The 2,362-nt window shown below is 43.6% G+C and carries 2 protein-coding genes; one reads left to right on the plus strand and one right to left on the minus strand.

From position 1 onward, the window contains the following. Window positions 1-150 precede the first annotated feature (150 nt). On the minus strand, window positions 151-414 hold the full coding sequence (locus tag AB6C75_RS23275) for a GrxA family glutaredoxin (protein WP_009847069.1): 264 nt from the start codon (window positions 412-414) through the stop codon (window positions 151-153). Window positions 415-932: 518 nt separating this feature from the next. Between AB6C75_RS23275 and AB6C75_RS23280 the strand changes: the two genes are divergently transcribed. Then, entirely contained in the window at window positions 933-2,234 is a 1,302-nt protein-coding gene (locus tag AB6C75_RS23280) for an iron-containing alcohol dehydrogenase (protein WP_009847068.1), read from the plus strand. The last annotated feature ends 128 nt before the right edge of the window (window positions 2,235-2,362 follow it).

Here is a 2,362-nt window from a genome sequence, read left to right on the forward strand (position 1 = left end):
CATCTGTAGGATCGTTCAACTGATCAGGAAAATGCTTAAATGATCAGTGTTAGCTACAATGAGCGGGCTTTATATCAATCATACAGTCTAACTATTTTATCTATCAGCTGTTTAGGCTTTAGCCTCGATTTTCGTTTGAGAAATCCCAGCTTAGTCGAAAAGACCTAGGTTTTCTTTTGCGTATGCTTCAAATTCTGTGCAGCCGCCAATATGATCTTGGTCGATGAAGATTTGTGGAACTGTGTCTACAGGTTTACCAACAGTCTTCTCTAGGTCAGCTTTGCTGATGCCTTCAGCGTGGATGTCAACGTAACGGTAGTTGAAGTCATCGCGTTTAGCTTTAAGAGTTTCAGCATGCTCTTTTGCGCGAACACAGAATGGACAAGCAGGGCGACCAAAAATAACTACAAACATTTAATTTCTCCTAAATACGGGATGAGGCTCGTTAACTCATTTATGTTAACTATTCTTTTATCAATGCCACTCAAAATTTCTTAAAACCAACTATGCCTCAATGGCATGGGGAAATAAAGATGGAATTGCCTCTTAATACGATAGGTTTTGCCTATCAGCGCAAATATTAATCATAAAAGGCTAGAGTCTTGTTTACTGGCCACTGTCATCGCGAATTACCCTCAATATTAGTATGTGAATTACCCCTAAGATTGCAACTTTAGTCGATATTTAGTGCGACAAGTTGCACCTTGTCAAAAAAATCAAACGCAGAACGAGGCATCCTTTATCTAGGTATGGAACCATATTCTGTAAGCAGTCTAAAGTAATGATGTTTTAGTGCATTCTTATTTGGGGGGCCGAGATTGTGTTGTAAATACGAAAATCAAATTTCAAATTTCAAATGTGAAATCCAAGAGACCAATTTCCTAAAAACCAAGAGTTCGCAGTTTTGTTCGGTCATAGGCGCAGGAGGCACCATGTTTCAATTTATGACATCTACAAAGATCATCTTTGGTGATGGAGCACTCTCCGCTTCATTGTCTCTCTTTAATCAATACGGTTACAGCGTGCTATTGGTGACTGGCAATACATTAGAGCGCACTTCAATAGTCACTGACTATCTCGATGCACAGAGTATGCGCTATCAACACATTGCCGTATCCGGTGAACCTAATATCAAAATGGTTGAGGAGGCTGCTATTTCTGCACGTCGATTTAAGCCAGATATGGTTGTCGCTATGGGGGGCGGTAGCGCCATCGATATGGGCAAAGCGTTAGCCGCGGTTTTACCTAACCAAGGTAGTTTGTATGACTATGTTGAAGTCGTTGGGCGTAATGTCCCTCTTAAAACCAAACCGCTTCCGTTCATTGCGATTCCAACCACAGCGAGTACAGGTGCAGAAGTCACTAAAAACGCGGTGCTGAAATCAGGGCAAGACCAAGTAAAAATCAGCCTTAGAAACCCAGACATGCTGGCTGACGTTGCGATTGTTGACCCAACCCTAACTCATGGTACGAATCTGTATTTATCGGGGCGAGGTGCTATGGACGCATTTACCCATCTAATGGAAGCCTATGTGTGCGGTGAACCGAACCCACTGACTGATATGATCTGTGAAGAAGGCTTACGTAAGCTGAGTGGTTCTGTCATTCAGGCGTGTATCTACGATGAACCTCAAGCGCGTTCTGATCTCGCGTTTTCCTCTATGTTAGGGGGAATAGCGATAACTAACGCCAAACTTGGCGCTGCGCATGGTTTAGCTTCTGCGCTAGGTGGCAAAATCTCGGCTCCTCATAGTGTGATAACTGCACGTTTAGCACCATTTGTGATGTTAGAGAATATAGCTGCTGCGAAGGAGCAGCAGAGGAGTGACATCCTAGCGCGTTATCAGCGAATTTCTCAGATAGTGACAGGTAACGTAGAAGCAACAGAGGAAGAGGCAATTTCTTGGTTGTCTGAAGTGTTGGATACGCTCAAGCTTCCAAGCTTACTGGAATTTGGTGTCTGTGAAGCCCAGTTTGATGAGGTGTCTGCCGACGCGCTCAAGTCGGTGGCGATTAAAGGGAACCCTTTACCGCTGAACCAAGAACGACTCGTACATATTCTTCAGCAGGTTTGTGAGGAGTGTGACTGTGGAGGTGAATACCATGAGACAGCCTCGATGAATCAAGGTGCTCAACGTGCCCCAGAACAGGTTACGGAGTCGAGTTTTACCATTATCAACTCTTATGCGTCTGAAAATAATGTAGTAGAGAAAGGTAATAGCTGGACGATCTAATAGCAGAAAGTAGAAAGCACACATAACGAGAAAGCTAAGCTAACGCGGGACAAATAAAAACGGAGCTCTAGGCTCTAATGCCGTTCACTTAAGAGTGAACGGCATTTTTGTTCTTAGCATACCGTTGT

The organism is Vibrio sp. 10N.237.312.B06 (genome assembly GCF_041464685.1).
Lineage (GTDB): Bacteria > Pseudomonadota > Gammaproteobacteria > Enterobacterales > Vibrionaceae > Vibrio > Vibrio tasmaniensis_A.

What these genes read in the sequence shown, in the direction of transcription:
- AB6C75_RS23280 (WP_009847068.1), top strand. Translation starts at nt 933, where the DNA reads ATGTTTCAATTTATGACATCTACAAAGATCATCTTTGGTGATGGAGCA.
- AB6C75_RS23275 (WP_009847069.1), bottom strand. Translation starts at nt 414, where the DNA reads ATGTTTGTAGTTATTTTTGGTCGCCCTGCTTGTCCATTCTGTGTTCGC.